The following is a 22,091-nucleotide window of genomic DNA, read 5'->3' as shown; positions in this document are numbered from 1 at the left end:
TTGAGGTCTGCACGGGCGCATCCCGCCCTCCTGCAAGGCCCGCCTGCGCCAGGCGGGGCTGGATCTGGATCTGAAGCTCCGCACCGCCTACCCGCTCGACACGTGGATGACGTTCCTGCGCATCACGGCGCAGGAACTCCACCCCGACGAGCCGCTGGAGCAGGGAGCCTTCAAGCTGGGCGAGGCCTTCATCGACGGCTTCCACGAGACGCTGCCGGGGCGTGCCGTGCTCTCGCTGCTGCGCGTGCTGGGGCCGCGGCGGGCCCTGATGAGGACCACGAAGAACTTCCGGGCTGGCAACAACTACACCGAGTCACGCCTCAAGGAACTGGGCCCGCGCCAGTTCGAGCTGTGGATGAACGAGGTGGGCTCGCTGCCCACGTTCACCGCCGGCATTCTCCACGCGGGCCTGAGGACGGCCGGCGCGGCGGACATCCGCATCGGCCTGTCCGGCTACGACAACCACGCCTGCACCTACTGCATCAGCTGGAGCGAGGCTTCCGTCTCCTCGGGCGTGGCTGGCAAGGGCGACTCCAGCGCCGCCACCAGATCCGGATCCATCATCTCCCTGTAGATGAACTCCGCGATCAGCCCCGTCACCATCCAGATGGGCAGGATGTAGAGCGACGTCATCTGCCAGAGGATGGCGCCGCTGTCCGCGTAGTACCAGATGCGGTAGCCCGTCAGCTTCTCCAGGAACACCCCGCTCAGGCCCTCGAAGAGGAGGATGGCGTGGCCGTAGAGCACCGCGCGCAGCAGCGTGTGCTGGCGGAAGGTGCGGCGGTAGATGGCCTCGATGAAGAAGAAGCAGGCCACGCCGTAGATGAGGAACATCCACAGCGAGCACTGGCCGTACGCCGCGACGATGGGCGTGTCCCAGATGTCGTTGAGGGGCAGCCGATCATCCACCCGCCACTGGAAGCGGAAGAGCATCTCGAGCAGCGGCACGTGCCGGGCAATGCGCACCAGGTTGTAGAAGAAGATCTCCGAGGACAGGCCCACCATCCCGTAGAGGCAGAAGCGGAAGACCGCGAACGTCAGCTTCAGCCGGGCATTTCGCTTCAGATCGCCTCGACGAACGTGGATGGAGGACGACCGGGAATGACTTCCCGGGTGCGGGGCCAGGACGGAGTGTTCCATGGCTTGCCAGATTACCTGACTTTCACGGTAGCTGTCTTCTTCCTCTCCCACGGTACGAGCGGGCGAGCGACGAAGAGCCCTCGGAGGTGAGACGTGCCATCCGGGCCCGGGGACCCCCTCGGTGCGGCGTCTCCTCGGAGAGAGGCCGGTACGCGCATTGCTCCCGTGTGGCGGAAACCATTCGGAGGGCGGGACATGCTGGCGCGGGTGCGGTCGGGCGCGTTGATGGGAATCGACGCGGTGGTGGTGGAGTGCGAGGTGGATATGGCGCTGGGGCTGCCCTACTTCAACGTGGTGGGGCTGCCGGAAGGCGCGGTGCGTGAGTCCAAGGTGCGCGTCATCTCGGCGCTGAAGAACTGTGGCTTCGAGCTGCCCTCCAAGCGCATCACCGTGAACCTGGCCCCGGCGGACATCCGCAAGGAAGGGGCGGCCTTCGAGCTCCCCATCGCGCTGGGAGTGCTGGGGGCGGCGAAGCTGATGGAGGAGGAGCCCCTGTCGCGCTACCTCTTCGGCGGAGAGCTGTCGCTGGACGGGGCCGTGAAGCCCATCAAGGGCGTGCTGCCCCTGGCGGTGGCGGCACGGAACGGGGGCTACCAGGGGGTGATGGTGCCAGCGGCCAACGCGGCCGAGGCGGCCCTCGTCGCGGGCATCCACGTGCTGGCCGTCCACCATCTGCGCGAGGCGGTGGACCACCTCACCGGAGAGAAACCCCTGGCCCCCTTCACCCGCGAGGAAGGCTCCCCTGCCCCGTCTCGCGGACGCCAGACGCCCCCGGACATGTCCGACGTGCGGGGGCAGGCGGACGTCAAGACGGCGCTGGAACTGGCCGCCGCCGGTGGCCACAACATCCTGATGTGCGGTCCGCCGGGCTCGGGCAAGACGATGCTGGCCCGGAGGCTGCCCGGCATCCTCCCCGCCATGGCGTTCGACGAGGCATTGGAGGTGACGAAGATCTACTCCGTGCTCGGCCTGCTGGGGGAGGAGCAGACGATGATGCGCGAGCGGCCCTTCCGCGCGCCCCACCACACCATCTCCGACGCGGGGCTGGTGGGCGGAGGCCCGGCCACTCGGCCCGGCGAGCTGTCCCTGGCACACAATGGAGTGCTCTTCCTCGATGAGCTGCCCGAGTTCCGCAAGAACGTGCTGGAAGTGCTGCGGCAACCGCTGGAGGAAGGCACCATCCACCTGGCGCGCGCCGTCCAGCACGTGACCTACCCCTGCCGGGTGATGCTGGTGGCCGCGATGAACCCGTGCCCGTGTGGCTTCTTCAACGTCCCCGGCCGCAAGTGCTCGTGCCAGGAGTTCCGCATCCACGACTACCACTCACGGGTGAGCGGACCGTTGATGGACCGCATCGACATCACCCTGCAGACGCGCCCCGTGGAGTACCACCACATCGCCCGGAACGACGGGGAGGAGCCGACGAGCGCGTACTACCGCGAGCGCGTGGAGGCAGCTCGCGACCGGCAACGGTTCCGCTTCCGCGACGAGCCCGGGGTGTACTGCAACGCGCAGATGCCCTCGCGGCTGCTGCGCCGCTACTGCAAGCTGTCCCAGAAGGCCGGCGAGGACCTGGGGAAAGCCATGACACGGTACGGCCTCTCCGCGCGCGCCCATGACCGCATCCTCAAGCTGGCCCTGTCCCGGGCGGACCTGGAAGGGCACGAGCGCATCGAGGACGCGGACGTGCACCTGGCCATCGACTGCCGGCAGATCGACCGGCGGACGTGGCTGCACACCAATACCCTGGGAGGCCCGCCCCCCTGGCAGGGCGACGTCAACCCGCCGCCGCGTCCCGGACGGGGCCCCCGGTCCCCGGACGACCCGTGAGCGGGCCCTCCCCTGCCCTCTCGGGCCGCACCAGCTCGGGCAACGGGCCGGTGATGAGCCGCGCCGAGCGCTTGAAGGCGATGAACGAGTACGCCCAGTTGATGAGCACCGCCAGCTTGCTCCGGAAGCCGATCAGGAAGAGCACGTGGATGCCCAGCCAGGCCAGCCACGCACTGAAGCCCGAGGACTCGAAGCGCTGGAAGGCCACCCCCACCGCCTTGCCTCGTCCGATCACCGCGTAGGTGCCCCGGTCCCAGTAACGGAAGGCCTCCATCGGCTGGCCTCGCAACCTGCGGAGGATGTTGCGCGCGGCATGCTTGCCCTGCTGCATCGCCGCGGGCGCCACTCCCGGAATGGGATGGCCGTCCTGGACGAAGTGCGCCAGGTCGCCAATGACGAAGACGTCCTCGTGGCCGGGAAGCGTGAGCTCGGGCGCCACCTTCACGCGGCCCGCCCGGTCCAGCTCCACGCCCAGCGAGCGCGCCACCGGTGAAGCCGCCACGCCCGCGGCCCAGATGATGCTCCTCGCCCGGATGTGCTCCTCGCCGATGTACACGCCCGTCTCGTCGATGTTCGTCACCCGCGTGTCCGTGCGGACCTCCACCCCCAGCTTCTCCAGCGAACGGCGCGCCTTCTCCGAGAGGTGCTCCGGGTAGACGGGCAGCACGCGCGGCAGTCCCTCCAACAGCAGGATGCGCGCCTGGGACGGGTCGATGTTGTGGAAGTCCCGCGTCAACGTGTGGCGGGAGATCTCCGCGAGCGCCCCCGCCATCTCCACCCCCGTGGGCCCCGCGCCGATGATGACGAAGGTGAGCAGCTCGCGGCGGCGGACCGGATCCGTCTCGCGCTCGGCCCGCTCGAAGGCCAGCAACACCCGGCGGCGGATCTCCAGCGCGTCATCGATCGTCTTCAACCCCAGGGCGTGCTTCGCCCACTCATCGTGGCCGAAGTAGGAGTGCGTCGCCCCCGTGGCGATGACGAGGGAGTCGTACGACAACTCCCCGTCCGCCAGCAGCACACGCTTGCCCGCCACGTCCACGCCCGTCACCTCGGCGAGCAGCACCGTCGTCTCCCGCCCCAACAATCCACGGATGGGCGAGGCGATCTCTCCCGGGCTCAGGGTGGCCGTGGCCACCTGATACAGCAGCGGCTGGAAGAGATGGTGGTTCTGCCGGTCCACCACGGTGACGCGCACCGGAGCGTTGCGCAGCGAACGGGCGGCATACAGACCACCAAAACCACCACCCAGGATGACCACATGGGGAAGCGTGTCGCGTGGGCCTGTCATGTTCAGGATGTTCCTCCCAGTGGGAGCAACTTCAAGGCAATCGACGTCTCCGCGTCTACCCCGTACCCGCCGTTGATTGGGCGAGCTAGAAGGCCGGGTGATGATGCTCCTGTCACCCCTCATCGCACTCTTCCAGGCCGTCTTCCTCGTCCTGTGGCTGGTGTTCTGGATTACCGTGTCCGGGCTGGCGGCGATCCTCACCCTCAACGGAGAGGTGCCCCTGATGATGGCGCGGCGCTTCTGGGCCCCCATGCACTGGCACATCACCGGCTCGCCCCTGCTCGTGGAGCCCCTGCCGGATGTCGACTGGAGCAAGCCCCACATCTTCCTGATGAATCACCAGTCCGCCTTCGACATCCCCGTGGCCTTCGCGGCGATTCCCGTGAACATCCGCTTCATCGCCAAGCACGTGCTCAAGTGGATTCCCTTCCTCGGCTGGTACATGGCGGGCACGGGGATGATCTTCCTCAACCGCTCCAACCGGCGTGAGGCCATGCGCAGCCTCAAGCAGGCCGGCGAGCGCATCCGCGCCGGCTCCAACATCCTCGCCTTCCCCGAGGGCACCCGCTCGATGGACGGGCGCATCCTCCCCTTCAAGAAGGGCTCGTTCGCGCTGGCCGTGGAGGCGGGCGTCCCCATCATCCCCATCGCCATCGAGGGCACGCGCGGAATGCTCCCCCGAGGCAGCGTCCGGCTGCGGCGCCACCCCATCCGCGTGAAGGTGGGCCAGCCCATCGCCACCGCGGGACGCAAGGGACCCCAGCGCGAGGCCCTCATGAACGAGGTGCGGGACGTCATCATCCAGCTCCACCGGGACATCGGCGGAGAGGGCGGCGTGCCCCAGGACGCGCTCTCGGCCGGAAGCGACGATGGCCTCTCCGAGACGCCCGCCTGAGATTCTCTCCGAGGGTATCCGTCTCCGTCCTCATTCCCCGTGAACCCCACCGTTCCACCAAGCGGGACCCTTCGCGCCAGATGAGACCCCTCCGCGCCACGCGCTCCGAGTGAGCGGAGCACGGCACGGCTGTTGCTCATGCTCCTCGCGGCACGCCCGGGCCATTCCGGCTCCGAGGCGAAGCCCCACTCAACAAGGGCGGCGAGGAGCGACATGAACAAGCTGACGGAGAAGCTGAAGGCGGTGGCGGCGGCGGTGGCGGCGATCGAGAAGCAGTTCGGCAAGGGCGCGGTGATGCCCCTGGGCGGCGAGGTGCGCGAGCAGCGGGTGGCGGTCATCCCCACGGGCTCGGTGGGACTGGACCGGGCGCTCGGAGTGGGCGGATACCCGCGCGGGCGCGTGGTGGAGCTGTTCGGCAACGAGTCCTCGGGCAAGACGACGCTCACCCTGCACGCGATTGCCCAGGTGCAGGCGCAGGGCGGCGTGGCGGCCTTCATCGACGCGGAACACGCGCTGGACGTCAACTACGCGCGCAAGCTCGGCGTGCGCGTGGAGGAGCTGCTCATCTCCCAGCCGGACACCGGTGAGCAGGCACTGGAGATCACCGAGCAGCTCGTGCGCTCGGGGGCGGTGGACCTCATCGTGGTGGACTCGGTGGCGGCGCTGGTGCCGCGCGCGGAGATCGAGGGCGAGATGGGCGACGCACACATGGGCGTGCAGGCGCGGCTGATGAGCCAGGCGCTGCGCAAGCTCACGGGCGCGGTGAGCCGCACCGGGTGCTGCATCATCTTCATCAACCAGATCCGCATGAAGATCGGCGTGGTGTTCGGCAACCCGGAGACGACCACGGGCGGCAACGCGCTGAAGTTCTACTCCTCGGTGCGCATGGAGATCCGCCGCACGAGCAACCTCAAGGACGGCGAGAGCGTGGTGGGCACGCGGGCGAAGGTGAAGGTGGTGAAGAACAAGGTGGCCCCGCCCTTCCAGGAGACCGAGTTCGATCTGCTGTACGGCGTGGGCATCAACCGCCCGGGCGAGGTGCTCGACCTGGGAGTGCAAGCGGGGCTGGTGGACAAGGCGGGCAGCCACTTCAGCCTGCGCGGCGAGCGGATCGGCCAGGGCCGGGAGCGGGCCTCGGAGTGGCTGCGCGAGCACCCCGAGGCCATGGAGGCGCTTGCCCGTGACGTGGTGGGGATGAGCCTCCCCGTCCCCGCACCGAACCCGGCGGCCGCCGAGATGGAAGCCCCCGCGGCGATGGCCTGAGCCCCTTCAGGGAAGTCCACGAAGGAGCGCTCCATGCGCTGACCGTGACCCCATCCCCTCGCCCTCCGGGAGAGGGACGGGGTGAGGGTGCCACGCATCCCGGGTTGAATCCCCTGCCCACACTGTTGGCCACGGGTTGAAGAACGGGCTCGGGAACCCTCACCCCGACCCTCTCCCGAGGGGAGAGGGGATGTCTTCGCTCACTTTGCTGAAGGAGCTCAGGCGCCCAGGGATTCGAGCGACACGGGCACCGCGAGGCGGCGCTGGCCGGCACGCAGGTACAGGCCGCCGTCCTCGCCCTGCTCCATCAGCTCGCCGAGCTGGTACTGGGCATCCCGGGAGAAGCGCGCCTTCGCCCGGCCGCGCTTGACCCGGCAGGTGAGGACGCCCTCGGAGTCCACGGCGAGGGTGTCTGGCTCGAGCGCCTCGGCGGTGCGATCGCTCAGGCGCACGGACACGCGCTCGTCCGCGGTGACGTCCACGGTGCGCACCTCGTAGGCGGCGTCCTCCACCTGGATGAAGCACCAGTCCTGGCCGATCTGGAGCTGGTAGCGGCCCTGCTCGTCGAGCACCAGCGAGCTGTTGAAGAGCTCGATGATGCGCGGGTGCTCGATGGGCTCGTCGTCGTGCCACCAGCGCAGCCGCGCATCGAGCCGGATGCCGCTGTCCTCGCGGGTGTGCCAGCGCTTGCCCGGGGGCGGCGGTCCCGAGGGAGGTGTGGGTCCTGAGGGCGGTTGAGTCACGTCTCGTTATCTGCTCGCCCGAGGGCGGCCGGTCAAGCCCACGTGCCCGGCCCTACCAGTTCCGGACAAGCTCGGTGTAGCCCCGGAAGGCCACCGCGCCCCAGAAATTCACCAGCACGCCGAGCACCACCACGGCCTGCACCGCGCGATTTCGCAGGGACCAGCCACCGATGGCGAAGAGCAACAGCAGGTAGGGCGTGTAGTCGATGCTGAACCGGAAGCCGAACTGCATGTACCCGGTGTTCTGGTAGAAGAGCCCGGGCAGCGCCGTCACGGCCACGGTGAGCCACAGCGGCCAGTGCAGGCGCGGCCTCAGCTTCGGCACCACCAGGAAGACGAGCAGCGGCAAGGTCAGCAGCAGCGACAGGCCATGCGGGTCGTAGCCCAGCCGCAGCGGATTGAACGAGACCTTCGGCAGCTTGAAGAAGGCCGCCTCCAGGTTGCGCGACAGGTAGACCGGATCGAACAGGCCCCAGCGGTCGATGTCCACGTTGACGCGGTTGTTGTAGAGGAACGCGTGGCCGAACTCGCCCGGGCTGCCGAACCTGTAGACGTTGTAGGCCGCCGCCAGCAGCGCGAGCGGCGCGGCCCCGAGCGCGAACAGGCCCAGCTTGCGCACCACGGGCTTCCAGTGTTCGCCCAGCGCCTTGAGCTGTCCGAGCCGGTCCGGCCCCGGGCACAGCGCCTCCAGCACGAAGAAGAGCCCGGAGAACAGCAGCGGCGTGCGGGTGAGCGTGGCCATGGAGAAGAACAGTCCCGCGAGCACCGGGCGGTGGGCCCGCACCGCGTTGCGCACGTAGAGGCACGTGAAGACCACGCCCATCACTTCCGCGCTGAACCACACCTCGCCCCGGATGGCCGCGTAGAAGAACAACGTGCCGAAGGCCAATGTCAGCGCCAGGCCGATGTTCTCCGTGCGGTCCCTCGACGTCTCCCCCTCCTTCGCGAGGAAGCGCAGCAGCGAGTAGAAGAGCGCCACCGCCAGCGCCCCGACGATGACCCCGAACGAGGTGTCGTTGAACTGGTAGCCGTGCAGCGCCACGAAGGGCAGCATCACCACCGCCGGGAACGACGGGAAGCTCACGAACCAGCGGTCCCCAGGCCTCACCCGGCCCTCGCACCGGACCTTCTCCCCCGCCCCCTCCCGCACGCACGCCCAGTCCTCCAGGTTGGGTAGCACCTCGGGGTCCAGGTCCAGCCGTCCCTCCAGCCACGCCTTCGACTGGTACACGAAGTGCGGCGCCTCGCTCTGCCGCAGGAACCGCTGCGAGCTGAAGCTGGCCAACACCACGAAGCTCACCAGGAAGAGCACCACCTCCACCCGGTACGCCGAGAGCCAGATCCTCAACGCGGCTCCCGCGACTCCACCTGGCGCTCCCGTGGATACGGAGGGCTCCACGGGCTGCTCGGGGAGAGTGGACTCCGGCGGGGCCGTCCGGGACTCACTGGCCGGCGCGGCGGACGGCGCGGACTCGGGCACCGGCGCGGAGGACTGCTTGGGACGCTTGGACTTGGAGCGGCTCATGGGGCGGAAGGCGGGGTCAACAGGCGCTCACGCAGCAGCTCGAGCGCGTACGAGGCGGCGAACAGGCGCACGAGGTCCCGATCGCCAGCAATGGAGAAACGCTCACAGCGGGTGGGAGCCCCCTCCGTGGCGAGCGCACAGTAGACGGTGCCCACCGGATCCTCGGGGGTTCCCCCCGTCGGGCCCGCGAAGCCCGTCACCGACAGGCCATGGGTCGTCCCGCACGCGGCCCGGATGCCCTCGGCCATGGCCACCGCCACCGGCCTCGACACCGCGCCGTGCGTGGCCAGCAGCTCGGGCGGTACTCCGGCCCAGGCCGTCTTCATCGGCTCGGTGTAGACGACCGCTCCACCCAGCAGGAAGTTGCTCGCACCGGACACCCCGGTGAGCTGCGCCGCGATGAGGCCTCCCGTGCAGCTCTCCGCGAGCGACAGCGTGGCCTTCGCCTCCGTCAGCAGCTTCGCCAGCACGACGGGATAGGTGTCCCCATCCGCGCCGTACACCGCCAGGCCGAGCTCCTGGCGAGCGGCCTTCTCGGCGGCGGCCAGGGCGGCATCGGCCTCGGCCCGCGAGGGTGCCTCCGCCATCAGCTTGAGCTGGTTCTCCGGCGCGTGCGTGCGGAAGCCGAACACCACCCGCGGATGCGCCGCCGCCAGCGGGGCCACACGCGCGTCCAGCACGGACTCGGGGATGCCCACCGTGCGCAGCAGGCGGAAGGCCCGGTACGTGCGGCCCGGCTGCTTCTCCAGCTCGTCGCGCACACGCGGCAACACCTCGCCGTCCACCAGCGCCCGGTACTCGCGCGGCACGCCCGGCAGGAAGAAGAGCCGGCAGCCTCCCATCCTCACGATGAACAGGGGCGCGGCTCCCACCGGGTTGAGCACCACCTCCGAGCCCTGGGGCACCAGCGCCATGCGCGCCACGTTGGGCAGCAGCTCCCGGCCCTGCTTCCTCGCCCGCTCGCGCAGGAACTGGAGCGTCCGCGCGTCCTCGACGAGCGGCACACCCGCGGCCGCGGCGGCGCACTCGGCGGTGAAGTCATCCGCGGTGGGACCCAGCCCTCCCGAGACGATGACCACGTCCGCCCGGTGGGCGGCCTCCTTCAAGGCCCCGGTGATGTCCTCGCGAACGTCCCCCACCAGCACCACCCGCGTCACCTTGAGGCCCAGCTCGAAGAGCCGCGCCTCCAGGTACGGGCTGTTGGTATCGGTGGTCAGTCCGGTGACGAGCTCGTCACCGGTGCACAGCAGCTCGACGCGCATGGGCGGCGCATCCTAGCCGCACCCGCCGTCCCCGGCACGCGCAGATACTGGCGCGCCTACGCCACCTTCTCGTCGTCCTCGTCCTCGTCGTCCAGCTCGTCCTCCTCCTCGAGGACGGCCGCGGCAACGGCGCCCCGCCCCATCTTCCGGGCCACGAGCCGGTTACGCACCAGGAACGCGGACTCCACGAGACCGAAGGCGAGGTAGGCGAACGAGTAGGCCACCAGCACGTAGGCCGGGTGGAAGCGGGTGCCGATGACCACGCCACTGGCGAGCACCAGCATCAGGACGAAGGCCGAACGGCGCGACAGCCGCAGGTCCTTGAAGGTCCGGTAGCGAACGGTGGACACCATCAGCAGCGCCAGCAGCGTCGCCGCCACCGCCACGGGGCCCCGGGCCGAGTCCTCGAGCACCTCACCCGCCGTGGCGGCATGGTGGGCGATGATCATCGACACGAGCACGCCAGCGGCCAGCGGGATGGGCAGGCCCACGAAGAAGCTCCCGCCACCCCCCTGGGGGCTGCGCATGGCAATCACGTTGAAGCGCGCGAGCCGCAGCGCCCCACAGGCCGCGAAGGAGAAGGAGAGGAACATTCCCAGGAAGCCCAGGGGCTCGAGTGCCCACTTGTAGACCAACAGGGCAGGCGCGGCGCCAAACGAGATGACGTCCGCCAGGCTGTCCAGCTGCATCCCGAAGTCGCTCTGCGTCTTCGTCAGGCGGGCGACACGGCCGTCGAACCCGTCGAAGAACATGGCGAAGAGGATGGACAGGGCCGCCTGATTGAACTGCGCCGGGCCCGGCTGCCCCGCGCAGAGGATCATGGCGTAGAAGCCGCAAAGGATGGAGGAGACCGTGAACAGGTTGGGCAGGACGAACATCAACTTGTGGGGTCTCATCGTTCTCCTGACTCCATGTGTTGGCCACTGGCCGTTCCCGTGAAAGCCGGGGGAGAACGAATCATATCAGGGTTTTATTTGCCCGGTCTTCGCGGAGGGCCGATGGACGCGGTGCGTTGGACATCCTGGGTATTGCTCGCCGTACTCATCCTGTTGGGTATCAACGGGCTGTGGGTGCTCGCCGTCCGCCGGTGGTACCGCCTGCGCACGCCCGAGCCCGAGCGTCTGAAGGTCCGCTGCCAGGATGGGTGGGAGCTGACCGTGCACGTGCGCCGCGCCGCCCACCGGCGCTTCGAGGAGCCGGTGTTGCTGTGCCACGGGCTCGCCGCCAACCGGTGCACCTTCGACTTCGAGCCGCCCTATTCCCTCGCCCACGCCCTGACCGAGGCCGGCTTCGACTGCTTCAGCGTGGAGTGGCGTGGCATCGGCCACTCGCGCCCCCCCCCCCGGGGCCGCCGCTGGCCCGACGTCACGGTGGATGATTTCGTCGCCCAGGACGGGCCCGCCCTCATCGAGCTGGCCCTCGCCCAGACAGGGGCCCGGCGCGCCCTCTGGGTGGGCCACTCGCTGGGAGCACTCGTGGGCTACGCGGTCGCGCAAGGGCCCGCGGGAGAGAAGCTCGCGGGGCTGCTCGCCCTGGGCGCTCCGGTCTTCTTCCCGCCGGATCCGCTCATCCGCCGGCTCAGCCACGTGGGCAGCCGGGCCTCGTGGCCGCGCGGCTTCCGCAACGAGTGGCTGAGCTTCTCGCTGGCGCCCTTCCTCGGCTACGTCACCCTGCCCCTGTCCGACGTCATCATCAACCCGAAGCACATCCCCCCGCCCACCCAGCGCAAGGTCTACGCGAACATGATGGCGTCGATGAGCCGCAACGTGCTGCGGCAGTTCCGGGATTGGATCGACCACGACGCCTTCCGCTCCTTCGACGGGAGCGTGGACTGGCGCGCGGGGCTCGCGAAGCTCTCGCTGCCGGTGATGGTGATGGGCGGGAGCGTGGACCGGCTCGCCTCGCCGAAGAACCTGCGCGCGCAGTTCGAGCTGGTGGGCTCATCGGACAAGAAGATCCACGTCTTCGGCTGCGAGCGCGGCGACAAGATGAACTACGGGCATGGAGATCTGCTCTTCGGCACGGGCGCGCCCATCGAGGTCCATCCGGAGATCCGCGACTGGCTGGCGGCCCACGCCACGCCCCTGGATCAGGGAGAAACGCTCGCCACACAGGCCAGCGCGGGAACCGTCTCCCTGCCCTGACCCGTCACGCGGCCCAGCGTCACCCCGGTGGAGCCCTCACAATCGGCCATCACGAGCCCCGCGGCGTTGTCCCTCGCCGTGAGCGCGTCCACCCGCAGCACCCCGTCCACCATGGCGACCAGCGCGGGCCCACGGGAGCCTCGCACCTCCAGGCCCACGGCCGTCACCTGGCCCAGTGTCTCCGCCCACACCCCGGCCTCCTGGCATGACTCCAGCGAGGCCTCGCGCAGCACCACCCGCGAGCCCTGCGCCGACAGCACGCCCACGCCCGAGGCCTGACGCACCACGAGGCCCTCCACCTCCACCTGGGTGTCGCGCAGGTGCAGCCCGTCCCCCGACTCCCCATCTCGCGTCGTCAGCCGGGTGAGGACCGCCCGCTCCAGCCGGAGCCGCCCGCGCGTGGCCATGACGCCGTACTCCTCCGCCCCATCCACCCGGAGGCCGCGCAGCACCGTCTCCGAGGCCACCAGCGTCACCCCTCCAAAGGGGCCACTGCCCAGCACCACCGTGTCCTCCAACTCCACCTGGGAGCCCACGAGCGCCACGCCCGCCCGGAGCGCCCGCACCGAGGTGAAACCCCGCCCCTCCAGCGTGGCCTTCATGGACTGGAGCCCATACTCGTGTCCGGTGACGGTGACGTCCTCGAGCCGCAGCGTGCCCCGCTGGACGAAGAGGCCCACCTCGCGTCCCCCCTCCACCGACACGTGCCGCAGCCGCACCCGCCCCGCCTCCTGGTAGAGCGCCGTCTGGGGCCCCCGGAAGCGCACGGACTCCAGCTCCGCCTCCGCGTTCCTCGCCTCCACGCCCCGCCGGAAGGAGCCCGTGAACGTGGCCTCGCGCACCTCCGCGCGCGCGCCCGCCCCCAGCAGCACCCCCACCGCCCCCGTCCCCTCCGCCTCGAGCCCGCCTCCCTCCACCGAGAGCTGCCCCGACTCCATCCGCACCCCACCCTGGCTCTGCCCCCGGAAGCGCACCGCCTCCAGCCGCACCTCCCCCGCCGCCTCCAAGCCCCAGGTTCCGCCCTCAAGCACCAGGTCCTTCGAGCGGACCCCTTCCGGCGCCCGGATCACCGGCTCCGTCCCCGTCCCGTGCAGCACCGAGCCCTCCCCAGCCCCCATGAGCTCCACCCCGGCGGGCAGGACGAAGGGCCCCGCGTAGCGGCCCGGCGCCAGATGCACCCGGACGGGAGTGCCCCCGCCCAGGCCCCGTGCCAGCACCTCGTGAAGGGAGGTGAAGGGACGCGCCCGCGACCCGTCCCCGGCCTCGCGCCAGACCCCGTCGACCCACACCTCGGTGGGTCCGGCGGGCGAGACGGGGGCGATCACTCCGGCGGTCGCACGGCAGGCCGGAAACGTCAGGCAGCAGATCATCAGCAGGCAGCGGAGCATTCGATCGCACACACTATTACCTGCCGGCCTTCCATGCTCGTCTGGATCAGAAGGCGTCGCGCAAATGATCGAAATGACAAAGAAAAACCCTCTCAATCGATCACATCCACACCTCGCGGGTCATAAGACCCACCGCGCTCATTCCCAGAGGGGCGCGGGACGGCTTCTTCTCTCTAGAGGAGCCCGGCGATCCGTCAAATTCCTCGCGGATCGCGCGGAGGCCGATCTACCGGCCTCGCAATGGTTGTCAGCATTGACAGACAAAAGAGCGATTTGTTACCAACCTCGGACTTTCGAATTTCAACGCTGACGGAGGAGAGCGCGGATGACCAAGGCAGAGCTCGTGGAGGCGGTGGCGGCGCAGTCGCGGCTGACGAAGAAGTCGGCGGCCGAGATTCTCGACATCGTCTTCGCCAACATCGGCAAGGCGGTGAAGAAGGACCAGCGCTTCAGCTACCCCGGGTTCGGCACCTGGTCGGTCCGCTCTCGGAAGGCGCGGAAGATCCGCAACCCGCAGACCAACGAGATGATGAAGCTCAAGGCCTCGAAGACGATCGGCTTCCGGCCCGCCAAGGAGCTGAAGAACTCGCTGTAGTCCGCAGGAGCCCGCGAGCGCGCTCCGACCTCACTGGGGGCGTCGTCCGGCAGGACGGCGCCCTTCGCGTTTGGAGACCCCGGCCGGCTCGCGCTGCACGAAGGAAGGCTCCTCGCCGGACTCCGTGGGGCCCAGCTCGTCGAGCGGATCCACCGGCTCTCCCTCCCTCCACAACTCGAAGTGCAGGTGCACGCCGGTGGCCAGGCCCGTCTTGCCGGCCGCGCCCACCACGTCCCCCTCCTCGAGCACCTCGCCGGGCGTCACCAGCACGCGCGACAGGTGGCTGTACCGGGTGGTGATGTTCCCATCGTGCTGGAGGATGACCTGGTTGCCGTGCGCGCCGTTCCACCCCGCTCGCACCACCACGCCCTTCGCCGCGGCCGAGACGATCTGACCCCGCTTCGCCGCGAGATCCAGGCCCAGGTGATCCCGCTCCCGGCCGGTGATGGGGTGCACCCGGCTGCCGAAGACGCTGGTGATGACGACCGGATCCACCGGCCAGACGAACCGGAGGGGCTTCTTCGAGGGCTTGAGCTGCAACAGGCGCAGCTCGGCCATGCGCACCGCCAGTTGATCCATCCGGGCGAGCACGGCGTCGGCCAGGTCCGCGGGCATGTCCCCGTAGGTGCGCGCGTCCTCCTCCAGCTCGGCCTCCAGCGTCACCCGGGCGCGCACCACGTCCAGCGAGGACGTCTTGCGCGCGGACTGGCTCAGGAAGGCGTCCAGGGTGGCGTTCATCTCCCGCCAGTTGATCACCTGGGCGTCCGGCATGGGGCTGCCCCGCTGCATCTGCGACCGCGTGGCGCGAGCCTGCGTGGCGAAGGTGGCCAGGGCGTCCCGCAGCTCCTGGGACACCGGGGCATCCACCAACGAGCCCTTCCGCCTCGCCTGGGGCATGCGCTTGGGCGTCCCTCCCGGGGACACGGCCCCCGCTCCCGCGTCCACCTGGGAGGGCGCGGTCTCCTGGGAGTACAGCTCGTCGAAGCTCATCTTCTGCCGGGCGCGAGGAACAGCACACGCCGACAGGATGAGCAGCATGAGGGCGGCAGGACGACGCAAGGCGACGCTTAGTGTATCAACCTTCTAGCAATCAGCCAGCCAACGTCCGAAGCCCCCAGCCGGGCGTCTCACGGGAGACACTCCAGGTATGTCCCCGGCCCGGAGAGGTCGGGTGAACCGTCCTGAGAGGTAGTGGAAACTGCTTTACGTCCGAGGTCGGTTTTGCCATAGAGCACCCCCGTGTCGCGCGAGTCGATGGAGTCGAAGCGGAAGCGGGCGGTGGACGTGCTGGACCGGCTGGAGGAGTCCATGCCGGACGTGCGCATCGAGCTGGACTACCGCACCCCCATGGAGCTGCTGGTGGCGGTCATCCTCTCCGCCCAATGCACGGACAAGCGGGTGAACATGGTCACCCCCGCGCTCTTCCAGCGCTTCCCGGATCCGTACTCGTACGCCCGGGCCACGGTGGAGGAGCTGGAGCCCTACATCCAGACGTGCGGCCTGTACCGCGCCAAGGCGAAGAACATCATCGCGGCGGCCCAGGCGCTGGTGGACGAGCACGGCGGAGAAGTGCCCCGCTCGCGGGCCCTGCTGGAGGAGCTCCCAGGCGTGGGCCGCAAGACGGCGGGCGTGGTGTGCATCCACCTCGGTGGCGACGATGCCTTCCCGGTGGACACGCACGTGAAGCGGCTGGCCTACAGGCTGGGCTTCTCCCGCCACGAGGACCCGGACAAGGTGGAGCTGGACATGCAGGCACTGCTGCCACCGGAGCGGTGGGCCAAGGGCCACCAGCTCCTGGTCTGGCACGGGCGGAGGACCTGCCTGGCCCGGGCGCCCGCGTGCGAGCGCTGCGCGGTGGCCCACCTCTGCCCGAAGAAGGGCGTGCGGCTCAAGCCGACGGCCGGTCCTCGCGAGACGCCTTGACGCGCTTCATCCGCTTGCGGATGAGCTCGCGCTTGAGCGTGGAGACGTGGTCCACGAAGACGGTGCCGTTGAGGTGGTCCGTCTCGTGCTGCACCGCGATGGCCAGCAGCCCGTCGCACGTCAGCGTCTGCTCGCGGCCCTCGGGGTCCAGGTACTTCACCGTCACCACCGCGGCGCGGTCCACGTCCTCGGCCTCGCCGGGGATGGACAGGCAGCCCTCGGTGTAGGTCATCTTCCCCTCCAGCGCGATGATCTCCGGGTTGATCATCGCCAGCGGCTGGGACTCGGGCTGGCGCGGCCGGGTGTCCAGGACGATGACCCGCTGCAGGATGCCCACCTGCGGCGCGGCGAGCCCCACGCCATCGGCGGCGTACATGGTCTCGAACATGTCCTTGACCAGGGTGCGGATGGAGTCGTCCACCCGGGCCACCGGCCTGGCTTTCTGCTTCAGGATGGGATCGGGCCAGATGAGGATTTCGCGAACCATGGCGCCCGTCTTAACTCCCTGACAACCGACGGGCAACCGGCCAGCGCCCCCCGTCCGCTGCCCGACAGCTCGCTCTTTCCAGCACCACGGCTTCAAACTTCCAGTAAAAAAACTGCTACTGAGCGTGCGTGTTGGGAAAGCCTCGGGGCCGCTTTCCACCGGGCGAGCGTCGAGGCACACTGATTCCAGTCTGAATTCCCCGCGAGAGCAGCACAGGAGGGATTCGCCGTGCTCAGGAAGATCGCACTGCTGTCGACCCTGGTGCTGTGCGCATGCGAGCCCTACGTGTCGCCGGCGCCGAACATCATCTCCATCGAGCCCGAGGAGGTGGTGAGCGGTGAGGCGGCGACGGTCGCTGTCAAGCTGGATGGGCCGCTGCCGGTGAAGGTGGACTACGGCAAGCAGACGGCCACCCTGGTGACGCCCACCCTGCGGATTGGCGGGCAGGCGGCGCCCATCACCCACGTGGAGCAGGATGGAACACTGCTGGCCACCCTGCCCGGGAGCCTGTCCGCCGGGCTGCAAGATGTCCGGCTGGAGCTGGCGAACGGAAGCGGCTCCGTCAGCGAAGAGGGCCTCACGGTGCTCCCACTGCCTCCAGAGCTGGACGAGGACGGCGGCCCGGGGGACCCCGGCACCGAGCCGGGCACGGGAAACGGCGGTGGAGACGAGGAGCTGCGCGTCACCGGTGTTCTCATCGAGCCCATCCCGGATCAGGTCCGCGACGTCCCGTTCACCATCACCCTGCGGGTCGAGGGCCCGGACGCGGCCCTCTTCGAGGGTCAGGTGCAGCTGTCCACCAACAAGGGGCGCATCCACCCGAACCTGAGCAACTCCTTCAGCAAGGGCGTGCGGCAGGAGCAGGTCGTCCTCGACAAGCAGGGCGGCAACATGGTGCTCACCGTGCGCGTCGGGTCCAAGCTCGTCGCCCAGTCCAATCCCTTCAAGGTCTCGCCCAAGTAGGACGGGCCTGGCGGCACACGGCCGCCCCTCTCAGTCCAGCAGGCTTCGCGCGTACTCCTCGCGCAGCCGGTCATCCGCGAGCGCCCGCGCCGCCTCGGCCAGGGCGGAGGAGATCTGCTGGGCGCGGTGCTGGAGCGCGGGATCCGGGTGCCCCGCGAAGCGCAGCGGGTGGAACTCGGTGGTGAGCAGCTCGAAGGCGCGCTTCACCTCCTCGCTGCCCGCCGAGCGCGAGAGCCCGAGCACGGTGAAGTAGTCCGCCTCCTGGATCTCCTCGAACTTGGACTCGAGCCGGCGCACGTCCAGCTCGCCCGGTGCGTCCTGCTCCGAGCCCGAGGGCTTGGAGGCGGGGCGCAGGGTGATGAGACCCAGGGCCCGCGCCACGGCGAGCGCCTTGAGCGCGGTGTCCTGCGGCATGCCCGCGCCCAGCAGCAACTGCTCGAGGGTCTGCTCTCCGTCGATGTCCTCGAGGAGCCGCAGCTCGCGCGAGGAGAGCCCGAAGGCCTCCGGCGTGGGCTCGGGCTCGCCGCGGACGACCACGGCGCGCAGTCCGCCGGCGGCCTCCACGAGGGAATCGCTGGAGACCCCGTTGCGCAGGGACTCGGCCAGCAGGTGCAGCAGCGGCCGGGTGGAGGCGGCGAGCGCCACCTCGTGCGGAGGCAACTCCTCGGTGAGCCGGTACAGCGAGGAGGGCTCGGAGAGCGCGTCCAGGGCCACCTGCTCGGTGTAGCGCTGCACCAACGGGACGAACTCGTTCTCGCGCAGGTAGCCACGGCCACGCATGGCGTCGAGCAGCGTCCCCGTGGAGGCGCTGCGCACCAGGCGCAGCTCGTTCTCCTGGCGCGCGTCGATGAGCCCATCCGCCCGCGCCCGGTCGACGAGCGACTCGTCCGGCGCCGAGGAGATGGCGCCTACCAGCGCCCCATCCTTCAACCAGAGGATGCGCAGCGCTCCCGCCACCTTGAGCTCGAGGCGAACCTGGGCACGCGCCTCCTGGAGACGGGTGACGAGCCGCGCGAGCCCCTCCGCGTTGACGCTGCCGGAGCGGGGAATGTCCACCTCGAACCTGCCGGGCACCTGGATGGAGACGATCGCCGCACGGGCCCGGGCCGCCAGCTCCTCGGCCTCGGCACGGGCCTTGGCGAGGGCCGTGTCCGCCTCCGCGCGCACCCGCGCAACGGTCTGCTCGGCCTCGCGCAACGCCTTCTCCTCGGCCTCGCGACGGGCCTGCTCGGCGCGCGCCAGACGCTCGACCGTCTCCGCCTGCGCCTGGGCCCGCGCCGCCTCGAGCCGCTCCACCTCGTGGGCGAGGAACTCACGCTCCTCCCGCTCCTGGGTCAGCGTCTGCGTGAGCCGCTCCGCCTCCGCCCGCGCCTCGCGGACTCGAGCCGCATGCTCGGCCACCGTCTCCTCGAGGCCCGCCAGCCGCGACTCCAGCTCCGAGCGCACACGCGTCAATTCCTCGCGCGCCTCGGACTCCGCCCCGGCACGGGATTCTGTCTCGGTGCGCGCCCGCTCCGCTTCCCCGGCACGCGCCTCCGCCTCGGCGCGGGCCTGCTTCTCCTCCGCGGCCTTCGCCTGCGCGGCGGCACGCGCCTTCTCCGCACGCTCGGCACGAGCCTCCGCCTCGGCGCGCAGCTGCTCCGCCGCCTCGGCACGCTCCTCCGCCTCGGCCCGCGCCCGCTCCTGCTCCCCGGCGTACCCGTCCGACGTGCTCCGCGCCTTCTCCGCGCGCTCGGCTCGGGCCTCCAGCTCGGCGCGCTGCCGCTCCGCCGTCTCGGCCCGCGTCTCCGCGTCGGCCAGCGCCCGCTCCTGCTCCTCGGCCCGGGCGAGCGCCTCGGAACGCTCCTGCTCCGCCTTGACGGCACGCGCCTCCGCCCGCGCACGGGCCTTCTCCATCGCCTCGGCGCTCAGCTCCGCCTTGGCCCGGGCCCGCGCCTCCGCCTCGGCTCTCGCCTCCGCCTCGGACCGCGCCTTCTCCGCCGCCTCGGCGCGCGACTCCGCCTCGGTGCGGGCCTTCATCTCCGACTGCACGCGCGCATCCGCGCTGGTGCGCGCACGGGCCTCCACCTCGGCCCTCGCCTTCTTCTCGGCGGTAACCCGCGCCTCCGCCTCGGCCAGGGCCTTCTCCGCGCCGGCGAGCCGCTCCTCGGCCGCCACCCTCGCCTGGGACTCGGCCTCCAGACGGGACTCGGCCCGCGTGCGGGCCTGGAGCTCCGCCTCGGCCCTCGCCTCCGCGTCCGCCCGGGCCTTCGCCTCCTTCTCCCCGCGCGCCGTCACCTCCTTGCGCGCCTTCGCCTCCCCATGCGCCCGGCCTTCCCACTGCTCGCGGGACTTCGTCTCCGCCTGGGCCCGCTCCTCCACCTCCGCCCGCGCCGCCTTCTCCGCCTCGAGCCGCGCCTCCACCCGCGCCCGGGCCTCCGCCTCGGACGTGGCGCGCTGCTCCGCCCCGGCCCGCAGCCGCTCCTGCTCTTCGGCCTTCTCCCGCCACTCGGAGACCTGCTGCTCGAGGGCCTGGATTCGCTGGCCCAGCTGGGAGAGCTCCTCCTCCCGCCGCGGTTGCAGCTCGGCCTCGCGCTCGCGCGCCGCGGCCGCCTCGGCCTCCATCTCCTGGCGGCGCCGCGCCTCGGCCGTGCGCGACTGCTCGAGCTCCGCCTCCCGCGCCCGCGCCGCCTCCAGCTGCCGCTCCGCCTCCAGCCGCAGCGAGGCCTCCTGGCCCCGCTCCTCCGTCAGCGCCTCGAGCCGCGTCCGCCAGGCCTCGGCCTCGCGCCGCAGCGACTCCTCCCGCGCCGGCGCTTCCTGCTTCAGCCGCTCCACCTCGGCACGCAGCGACTCCTCCCGTGCCGACGCTTCCTGCTTCAGCCGCTCCACCTCGGCACGCAGCGAGGTCTCAAGGGATTCCAGCCGCGCGTCCGGCACCTCCGGCCGCGTCTCCAGCGAGGCGCGCAGCCGTGCCACCTCCGCCTCGAGCTCCTCGCTCCTGCTCTCCGCCTCGCGCCGTCGCGCCAACGCGCCATCCCGCTCGGACAGCAGCTGGGAGAGCCGGCGCTCCGCCCGCATCAGGCGCACTTCCAGCACCGCCACCGCGTCATCCGCCGGCAGCGACGTCACATCCGGCGCGTCCACCGCCCCGGGCACCGGCCGCAACGGGAACTTCGACGTGGTCTCCAGCGACTTCTTCGCCGCGGGCTGGCCTCCCTCCCCGTCCTCCTGCCCCTCGCCCGGTGCCGGCTCCGAGACAGGCTCGGCCTTCACCGCTCCGGCGTCCACCGGCTCCGCCTTCGCGGGCCCGGCCTTCACCGCCTCGGCACGAGGCGCCCCGGCGGACTCGGAGTCGAACCAGTCCGCGCCCACGCTCTCCTGGTGCGGTTCCTCCCACCCCTCGGGGGCGTCGCCCTCGGACGGCAGGGGCGCATCCTCTGGCACGGGCTCCAGCTCCGAGCCATCCAGGGGCCGCACGGACATGGGCGTCTTCGGGACATCGAAGAACCCCTCCTCCCCGAGCTTCGGCCCCGCCTTCTTCTGCGTCTCGGCGGAAGGCGCCGCCTCCTGCGCGCCCGACGCCGCCCGCTCACGCGCCAGCGCCGCTTCAATCTCCTGCTGGGCGAGACGCTCGGCCTCCGCGCGGGCCTCCGCCTCCACGTCCACGACCTTCACCGGCGGCAGCGCGGGCAGCGAGGCCAGGGGCACCACCGGCTCCGGCGCCTTCACCGGCACGGGCCCCAGCTCGACCGGAGTCGGAGCAGTGATGATGGGAATCGCCGAGCCCATCGCCGGAGTCCGCGCGAAGAGCCCCGCCGAAGACGACTCGGGCAGCGAGGAGTCCTCCTGCTTCATCCGGCGCCGGGCGGCGGCCTCGCGGCGCACGTCCTCCTCCATGCGCCTCAGCTCGTCCTCGTTGGGGCCCGGGGGCGCCTGCACCGGCACCTGGTCCGACCCGGCCACCGCCTGCTCCGTCGCTCCGAAGAGGGACTCCGCCTCGGTGCCAGGGTCCTGCTCGGCCGCCACCGGGGCCCTCGGAGCCGGAGCCTCCACCGCGGGCGTGAGCGCCGGAACGGGCGCCACCACCGCCTGCTCCGTCTGCGAGAAGAGATCCTCGGCATCGAGCGAGGACTGGGACCGCCGCGGCTCGTCCGTCCTCGGCAGGTCATCGAAGAGCGCGTGCTCCAGCGCGGCGTTGCGGCCGAGCCCGGCGGACCTGTGGACGAGTCCCGGCGGCCCGGACGGCGCGGGCGCGGGTGCCACCGGCTCCACCACCTCGTCCCTCACCGCGAACCAGGCCTCCGGACCCGCGGGCGACACGATGACCGTGGCCACCTGCTCCACGAAACCGGAGCCATCCAGGGGCAGCGGAGCCACCGGCGCGGCACTGCCGGGGACGGACTCGCCGAGCAGCAGCACGCGGGCGAGCCGCATGTCCGGGTGCTGGCCGAGCTCATCCAGGACGAGAGAGCCGCGCCCACCCTCCATGCCGGGCGCCAGGATCATGAGCGCGGGCAGGTGGTGGCCAAAGGCGATGAGGGCATCCGCCACGGAGGTGGCGAGGATGACCTCATAGCCCTCGCGTGCGAGCAGACGGCGCACGGTGGCGATGGTGGCGATGTCGTCGTGGACGAGGAGGACCGATTCGGCCATTGGAATCGCGGGC

General features: G+C 70.6%; 18 protein-coding genes. 8 read left to right on the top strand and 10 right to left on the bottom strand.

Annotated features, from left to right (window positions below; all coding sequences use genetic code 11):
• Positions 1 to 7 precede the first annotated feature (7 nt).
• On the top strand, positions 8 to 574 hold the full coding sequence (locus tag BO221_RS40800) for a DUF2378 family protein (RefSeq protein ID WP_369866015.1): 567 nt from the start codon (positions 8 to 10) through the stop codon (positions 572 to 574).
• Here the strand turns inward: BO221_RS40800 and BO221_RS40795 are convergent.
• The gene (locus BO221_RS40795; RefSeq protein ID WP_073566342.1) at positions 475 to 1,140 is read right to left on the bottom strand and encodes a hypothetical protein; all 666 of its coding nucleotides are present in this window, start codon (positions 1,138 to 1,140) and stop codon (positions 475 to 477) included. The genes BO221_RS40800 and BO221_RS40795 overlap by 100 nt on opposite strands.
• Positions 1,141 to 1,335: 195 nt before the next feature.
• Here BO221_RS40795 and BO221_RS40790 point away from each other — a divergent pair, with 195 nt between their 5' ends.
• Positions 1,336 to 2,970: a YifB family Mg chelatase-like AAA ATPase gene (locus BO221_RS40790; RefSeq protein WP_073566341.1), complete on the top strand. Its 1,635-nt coding sequence runs from the start codon at positions 1,336 to 1,338 to the stop codon at positions 2,968 to 2,970.
• Here the strand turns inward: BO221_RS40790 and BO221_RS40785 are convergent.
• Complete coding sequence (locus BO221_RS40785) at positions 2,918 to 4,258, bottom strand: NAD(P)/FAD-dependent oxidoreductase (RefSeq protein ID WP_073566340.1); 1,341 nt, start codon at positions 4,256 to 4,258, stop codon at positions 2,918 to 2,920. The genes BO221_RS40790 and BO221_RS40785 overlap by 53 nt on opposite strands.
• A 100-nt stretch (positions 4,259 to 4,358) precedes the next feature.
• On the opposite strand from BO221_RS40785, the gene BO221_RS40780 reads away from it, so the two are divergent.
• Together BO221_RS40780 and recA are read left to right on the top strand one after the other, a co-directional pair.
• Positions 4,359 to 5,153: a 1-acyl-sn-glycerol-3-phosphate acyltransferase gene (locus tag BO221_RS40780; protein WP_073566339.1), complete on the top strand. Its 795-nt coding sequence runs from the start codon at positions 4,359 to 4,361 to the stop codon at positions 5,151 to 5,153.
• A 213-nt stretch (positions 5,154 to 5,366) separates the two neighbouring features.
• Positions 5,367 to 6,416 (top strand): recombinase RecA, encoded by a 1,050-nt coding sequence (gene recA, locus BO221_RS40775; protein WP_073566338.1) that lies wholly within the window; start codon positions 5,367 to 5,369, stop codon positions 6,414 to 6,416.
• Between the two features lie 218 nt (positions 6,417 to 6,634).
• On the opposite strand, the gene BO221_RS40770 is transcribed toward recA, so the two are convergent.
• The 4 genes from BO221_RS40770 to pssA are packed head-to-tail and all read right to left on the bottom strand — an operon-like array spanning position 6,635 to position 10,842.
• Positions 6,635 to 7,159 (bottom strand): DUF1285 domain-containing protein, encoded by a 525-nt coding sequence (locus tag BO221_RS40770; protein WP_073566337.1) that lies wholly within the window; start codon positions 7,157 to 7,159, stop codon positions 6,635 to 6,637.
• A 52-nt stretch (positions 7,160 to 7,211) separates the two neighbouring features.
• A complete protein-coding gene (locus BO221_RS40765; RefSeq protein ID WP_073566336.1) occupies positions 7,212 to 8,684 on the bottom strand; it encodes a hypothetical protein in 1,473 nt (490 codons plus the stop codon).
• The gene (locus tag BO221_RS40760; RefSeq protein ID WP_073566335.1) at positions 8,681 to 9,946 is read right to left on the bottom strand and encodes a CinA family nicotinamide mononucleotide deamidase-related protein; all 1,266 of its coding nucleotides are present in this window, start codon (positions 9,944 to 9,946) and stop codon (positions 8,681 to 8,683) included. Before BO221_RS40760 ends, BO221_RS40765 begins: the two co-directional genes overlap by 4 nt.
• Before the next feature lie 56 nt (positions 9,947 to 10,002).
• Positions 10,003 to 10,842: a CDP-diacylglycerol--serine O-phosphatidyltransferase gene (gene pssA, locus BO221_RS40755; RefSeq protein ID WP_073566334.1), complete on the bottom strand. Its 840-nt coding sequence runs from the start codon at positions 10,840 to 10,842 to the stop codon at positions 10,003 to 10,005.
• 102 nt (positions 10,843 to 10,944) lie between these two features.
• Here pssA and BO221_RS40750 point away from each other — a divergent pair, with 102 nt between their 5' ends.
• Complete coding sequence (locus BO221_RS40750) at positions 10,945 to 12,090, top strand: alpha/beta fold hydrolase (protein WP_073566333.1); 1,146 nt, start codon at positions 10,945 to 10,947, stop codon at positions 12,088 to 12,090.
• Here the strand turns inward: BO221_RS40750 and BO221_RS40745 are convergent.
• Complete coding sequence (locus tag BO221_RS40745) at positions 12,036 to 13,478, bottom strand: hypothetical protein (RefSeq protein WP_073566332.1); 1,443 nt, start codon at positions 13,476 to 13,478, stop codon at positions 12,036 to 12,038. The two genes, BO221_RS40750 and BO221_RS40745, sit on opposite strands and share 55 nt — an antisense overlap.
• A 325-nt stretch (positions 13,479 to 13,803) precedes the next feature.
• Between BO221_RS40745 and BO221_RS40740 the strand changes: the two genes are divergently transcribed.
• Complete coding sequence (locus BO221_RS40740) at positions 13,804 to 14,073, top strand: HU family DNA-binding protein (RefSeq protein ID WP_043394050.1); 270 nt, start codon at positions 13,804 to 13,806, stop codon at positions 14,071 to 14,073.
• Positions 14,074 to 14,103: 30 nt separating this feature from the next.
• Here the strand turns inward: BO221_RS40740 and BO221_RS40735 are convergent, their stop codons facing one another.
• Positions 14,104 to 15,132, bottom strand: a complete 1,029-nt coding sequence (locus BO221_RS40735; protein WP_073566331.1) for a M23 family metallopeptidase — start codon at positions 15,130 to 15,132, stop codon at positions 14,104 to 14,106.
• A gap of 195 nt (positions 15,133 to 15,327) precedes the next feature.
• Here BO221_RS40735 and nth point away from each other — a divergent pair, with 195 nt between their 5' ends.
• Complete coding sequence (nth, locus tag BO221_RS40730) at positions 15,328 to 15,996, top strand: endonuclease III (protein WP_073566573.1); 669 nt, start codon at positions 15,328 to 15,330, stop codon at positions 15,994 to 15,996.
• On the opposite strand, the gene def is transcribed toward nth, so the two are convergent.
• Positions 15,962 to 16,483 (bottom strand): peptide deformylase, encoded by a 522-nt coding sequence (gene def / locus BO221_RS40725; RefSeq protein WP_073566330.1) that lies wholly within the window; start codon positions 16,481 to 16,483, stop codon positions 15,962 to 15,964. The genes nth and def overlap by 35 nt on opposite strands.
• Positions 16,484 to 16,711: 228 nt before the next feature.
• On the opposite strand from def, the gene BO221_RS40720 reads away from it, so the two are divergent.
• Positions 16,712 to 17,446 carry a hypothetical protein gene (locus tag BO221_RS40720; RefSeq protein WP_073566329.1) on the top strand — a complete coding sequence of 245 codons (735 nt, stop codon included), beginning with the start codon at positions 16,712 to 16,714 and terminating at the stop codon, positions 17,444 to 17,446.
• A 30-nt stretch (positions 17,447 to 17,476) separates the two neighbouring features.
• Here BO221_RS40720 and BO221_RS40715 read toward each other — a convergent pair whose 3' ends face one another.
• A complete protein-coding gene (locus BO221_RS40715; RefSeq protein WP_073566328.1) occupies positions 17,477 to 22,078 on the bottom strand; it encodes a response regulator in 4,602 nt (1,533 codons plus the stop codon).
• Positions 22,079 to 22,091 lie beyond the last annotated feature (13 nt).

The organism is Archangium sp. Cb G35, from assembly GCF_001896145.1.
In the GTDB taxonomy this organism is placed as follows: Bacteria; Myxococcota; Myxococcia; order Myxococcales; family Myxococcaceae; genus Archangium; species Archangium violaceum.
The sequence above is the reverse complement of the archived record's forward strand: the minus strand, read 5'-3'. Positions and strand labels throughout refer to the sequence as shown.